The 4,966-nt window shown below is 62.7% G+C and carries 2 protein-coding genes and 3 pseudogenes; 3 read left to right on the top strand and 2 right to left on the bottom strand.

What is annotated here, in order from left to right; genetic code table 11:
• The first annotated feature begins 75 nt into the window (after window positions 1–75).
• From tnpC to IEX25_RS19375, 3 genes and pseudogenes are all read left to right on the top strand, one after another.
• A pseudogene (tnpC, locus tag IEX25_RS19385) lies at window positions 76–1,604 on the top strand (IS66 family transposase).
• A 194-nt stretch (window positions 1,605–1,798) separates the two neighbouring features.
• A complete protein-coding gene (locus IEX25_RS20245; protein WP_229665504.1) occupies window positions 1,799–1,999 on the top strand; it encodes a recombinase family protein in 201 nt (66 codons plus the stop codon).
• Between the two features lie 246 nt (window positions 2,000–2,245).
• Window positions 2,246–3,447 (top strand): annotated as a pseudogene (locus IEX25_RS19375) (IS256 family transposase).
• 110 nt (window positions 3,448–3,557) lie between these two features.
• Here the strand turns inward: IEX25_RS19375 and IEX25_RS19370 are convergent.
• Both IEX25_RS19370 and IEX25_RS19365 read right to left on the bottom strand, forming a co-directional pair.
• Window positions 3,558–4,112, bottom strand: a complete 555-nt coding sequence (locus IEX25_RS19370; RefSeq protein ID WP_188717342.1) for a sugar transferase — start codon at window positions 4,110–4,112, stop codon at window positions 3,558–3,560.
• 307 nt (window positions 4,113–4,419) lie between these two features.
• Window positions 4,420–4,791, bottom strand: a pseudogene (locus IEX25_RS19365) (transposase); the annotation flags it as partial.
• Window positions 4,792–4,966: the final 175 nt, after the last annotated feature.

Here is a 4,966-nt window from a genome sequence, read left to right as displayed (position 1 = left end):
TCAGATCAGCCTGGTCGGATGCGGCTGGAACGGGTGGTCGGATGATCGTGGAATGCCCGGTCGGATGTTCATGGAATGTGTGGTCGGATCACCGTGGTGCGCGCAAGCCAACGTGCAGCTGTGCTGGCGGTGCTGCGCGAACGGGATGCGCTGCGGGAAACGAACCGGCGGCTGGAGCATCTCATTGCCGAACTGAACCAGGTCGTGCATGGCAAACGCTCCGAAAAGCTGAACGATGACGAGCGCCAGTTGGCTTTCGAGGATCTCGAAGCAGTGGTGGCCGAGGTCGAGGCGCGGCAGGACGCCGCGGCACTGCCCGGCACGCCTCCGCGTCGAGCCGCACGCTGCAACCGTGGGCATCTTCCGGCGGGCTTGCCCCGGATCGAGCGGGTGATCGAGCCGAACAGCCTGCTCTGCCCCTGCGGCTGTGGCGAGATGCACCGCATTGGCGAGGACCGGGCCGAGCGGTTAGACATCGTGCCCGCGCAACTGCGGGTCATTGTGACCATCCGCCCCAAATATGCGTGTCGTCGATGCGCCGAGGGTGTTACCCAGGCACCGGCGCCCGCGCACCTGATCGAAGGCGGACTGCCGACCGAGGGTGCCCTTGCGCATGTGCTGGTTAGTAAATACGCGGACCACCTTCCCTTATACCGCCAGAGCCAGATCCTGGCTCGGGCCGGGGTCGAACTGCATCGCAGCACGCTGGCCGACTGGATCGGCACCGCTGCCTTCCATCTCGGCCCGGTGGTCGATCGGCTGACCGAACACCTGAAGCGCTCGGACAAGCTGTTCATGGACGAGACCACCGCACCCGTGCTTGATCCTGGCAGGGGACGGGCTACCTTTGGGCCCTGGCGCGCGATGACCGGTCATGGGGCGGGGGCGATCCCCCCGGTGTGGTCTTCACCTATGCGCCCGACCGCGCGGGTGAGAATGCAGAGCGCATCCTGCAGGGCTTTGACGGCATTTTGCAGCTGGATGGCTATCCCGGCTACAACCGCCTGACACGGCCGTCCCGGACAGGCGGTGCGCCGATCATCGTCGCCCATTGCTGGGCACATGCACGGCGCAAGCTGAAAGAGATCTTCGATCGCGACGGCTCCGAGATCGCGGCTGAGGGTTTGCGCCGGATCGCCGAGCTTTACCGGATCGAGGCCGAGATCCGTGGCATGGGACCAGGCCAGCGGCTGTCGGCCCGCCAAGCACGCAGTGCGCCACTCGTAGCAGCCTTTGGCGAATGGCTGCAGGCGCAATGCCGGCGTATCTCTGCGAAGTCCCGCCTCGGAGAGAAGCTGGCCTATATCTACCGCCACTGGGACGGATTGCAGACTTTCCTGCACGACGGCCGCGTCGAGATCGACTCCAACAGCGTCGAGAACCTGATCAGGCCGATCGCCCTGACCCGCAAGAATGCGCTGTTCGCCGGTCATGATGAGGGTGGTCGATCCTGGGCCCGCATCGCATCTCTGATTGCCACCGCAAAGATCAACAGCGTCGAACCCTTCGCCTACCTCAAGGCAACCCTGGAGGCGGTGGCAGCCGGTCATCCGCAGGCAAAGATTGACGATCTGCTGCCTTGGAACTTCAAACCTTCAAGTTAAAAGCGCATGGAGCGCAACCGCCGCTTACATACCAAGAGCCGGCGACGGCAATATGAATTGCTCGAGGTCGCACGTCGTCGTGGTTTCCGGACCGTGGATGTGATCGACGACGACCTCGGCCGCTCTGCCAGCGGTATGGTGGCCCGGCCGGTTTTGATAAGCTTGTCGCCGCCTTGTGCGCCGGGGAAGTCGGCGTGCTCTGCTTTGATGCTTCGCGGCTGGCGCGTAACGGCAGGGACTGGCACCACCTGCTCGAACTGTGCGGGCTTGTCGAGGCGCGCGTTATCGACCTCGACGGCGTCTACGATCCTTGCTTGCCCAATGACCGCCTGCTCTTGGGTATGAAGGGCAGCATCAGCGAGTTGAGCTCGGGTGATCCGAGCACGCATGATTGACGCCGCCCGGGCGAAGGAGGCGAGCATCGAGATTGGCCTGGAGTGCCTCGACGCTATCATAGAGGTTGTCTCGCATAGCTACGTGGACCTTCATTGCCGTCGCAGCAACAGTCATTCTGCTCAGGTGAACGTCAATACCTCCTGATGCTGTCCCTGAGCGTGGTGTAGGTTCTGGGTGAGGTGGTCACCGGCGATGTTCCGGTAGGGTCTGGTTGCTGACACCAACCTGGACCGGAGATTCCACCGATGACCACTGACATGATGAACCTGCGTGATTTCGTCGAGAAGACCCCTGACGCCGATCTGGCTCGCGCGAGATGATCGGGTTTGCCGCCGAACGGCTGATGGCACTGGAGGTCGGCGCCGTGACGGGCGCGGCCTATGGCGAGAAGGACCCCGCACGCCGGGCGCAGCGCAACGGGTATCGCGACAGGGACTGGGAGACCCGTGCCGGAACTGTCGAGCTGCGCATTCCGAAGCTGCGGAAGGGCAGCTACTTTCCAGGCTTCCTCGAGCCGCGGCGCATGGCCGAGAAGGCCCTGACGGCGGTGATCCAGGAGGCCTATGTCCAGGGCATCTCGACGCGGTCCGTGGATAATCTGGTCAAGGCCATGGGCATGTCCGGGATCAGCAAGAGCCAGGTCTCGCGGCTCTGCGAAGAGATCGACGGCAAGGTGAAGGCCTTCCTCAACCGCCCGCTCGAAGGCGATTGGCCCTATGTCTGGATCGACGCCACCTACCTCAAGGTCCGGCGTGGCGGGCGGATCGTATCGGTGGCTGTCATCATCGCCATCGGCGTGAATACTGACGGCAGGCGCGAGGTTCTGGGACTGGAAATCGGCACGTCCGAGGCCGAACCGATCTGGACCGAGTTCCTTCGCAAGCTGACCCGGCGCGGCCTGCGGGGCGTGAAGCTGGTGATTTCGGACGCCCACGAAGGCATCAAGGCCGCTGTCTCCAAGGTTCTCAGTGCAACATGGCAGCGCTGCCGCGTCCATTTCCAGCGCAACGCCTTGGCCCATGCTGGAAAGAGCGGGCGCAGGGTCGTGTCGGCCTTCATCGCCACCGCCTTTGCCCAGGACACCGCCGAGACCGCCAGCACCCAGTGGCGCGCCGTGGCCGATCAGATCAGGCCCAAAGTGCCGAAGCTGGCCACGCTGATGGATGACGCCGAGCACGACGTCCTCGCCTACATGTCCTTCCCAAAGGAACACCGGGCGAAGCTGCATTCGACCAACCCGATCGAGCGCCTGAACGGTGAGATCAAGCGCCGCACCGACGTGGTGGGTATCTTCCCCAACGACGAGGCTATCATCCGCCTGGTCGGGGCCTTGCTGCTGGAACAGAACGACGAATGGGCGGTCCAGCGCGCCCGCTACATGACGCTGGAAACCATCGCAGCGATAGGCGATGATCCCGTCATCAGCTTGCCCGCCGTGGCATCCTGATCAAGCAGGCCCGCGCCGAGCATCACGGTGACGATCAGCGCCAGCTACACCACTTCAAGGGACAGAATCTACCTCCTAGTCAGTTTAGTTGTTAACTTGCTGCGACAAGATTACTTTGAGGCGCTACGCCAAACCGCACGGAAATCCTTTTTAGTAGGTACCACAAACTGCCGCCGCCGGCGCGGGCGTTCGTCCCTGGAGGTCAGGACGATCTTCAGCGTGTTCCACATGATCCACAGGTCCAGCCGGATATCGCGGTGGCGCTGATAGATCAGGTCTATCTTCAGCTTCGCGGGCAGGCAGCGGCGGTAATAGGCAAGCTCGGTCGCCTCGGCGCTTGTGCAGCGGGCCAGGATGCGATCCTCGTGCCGGTGATAGATCAGGGTGGCAAGGCCCGTCACGCCGGGGCGGCTTTTCAGCACCTGCGAATAGACCGCCGGGAAGCGCTCGACATATTCGCGCAAGGGCGGGCGGGGGCCCACAAAGCTCATGTCGCCCTTGAGGATGTTGAACAACTGCGGCAGTTCGTCGATGCGGGTGCGCCGCAGGAAATGGCCCAGCGGGGTGATTCGCCAATGCTTGTGCGCGCCGGTGGCGCCGAAATCCTCGTTCTCGGGGATCATGGTGCGGAACTTCAGCTGCCGGAAGGGCTGGCCCNCAGTCATGGTGGATCGTCACGATGCCTGCCCTGCAACAATTAACTCTTTTCTGCCGGTAGCATACGACGGCACATATGGAAACCGCCCCCCGGGGCAATCCGCCGAATGACTTGCGCGACCATGGCAAAGGGGTCACTGCAAGGACATGCCGGACGATGAAGGCTTAGCTGTCATGACGTCATGCACGGGGCTAGCAATTGCGCTTGGGGTGGGAGCCCGCTTGGGCATTGATGATGTGACCGCCGCCCCCCACGGCATCTATGTGCTAATGTGGGTCTGCAACGATCCACAAAGGGGAGCGGTCACATCATCAATGCCGGAAACAGGTCTCGCTGACACCAACGCGCGGCAGGCCAGCGCGATGCTGACCCCCTTCGCCGCCACTGCCTTCTGAGCCAACTCCCGGCGCTGAGCTGGCCGCGTCACTTTTTTCCAAGAGCCTCTCGGAGCAGGTCAGCCTGCATCTGAGATCGGCAAACATGCGCTTCAGCCGCCAGTTCTCGTCCTCAAGCACCTTCATCTGGCTCATCATGGACGCATCCATGCCACCATACTTGGCCCGCCACTTGTAGAATGTCGTGCTGCTGATCCCATGCTCGCGGCACAGATCGGGTACGGCCAGCCCGCCCTCGGCCTGCCGCAGCACGCCCATGATCTGCGCCTCGGTGAAACGGGTTTTCTTCATCGGAATCTCCTCGTCCGACTTGCCGAGAAAATTCTACGTAACCACCCGGCTTGCACCGCGGCCATTTTGAATTGACAGGCGTTGATGATGTCGTGTCTCGCACCACGGCTTTGCGTGGTAGGCTCAGTCCATGGAGATTGATCGAGACAAGATCGATGAGGCTGTTCTGGCGCTG

The organism is Paracoccus acridae, from assembly GCF_014642735.1.
GTDB classification, from domain to species: Bacteria; Pseudomonadota; Alphaproteobacteria; order Rhodobacterales; family Rhodobacteraceae; genus Paracoccus; species Paracoccus acridae.
Note: the sequence above shows the minus strand (reverse complement) of the source record. Positions and strands in the feature narration are given on the sequence as shown.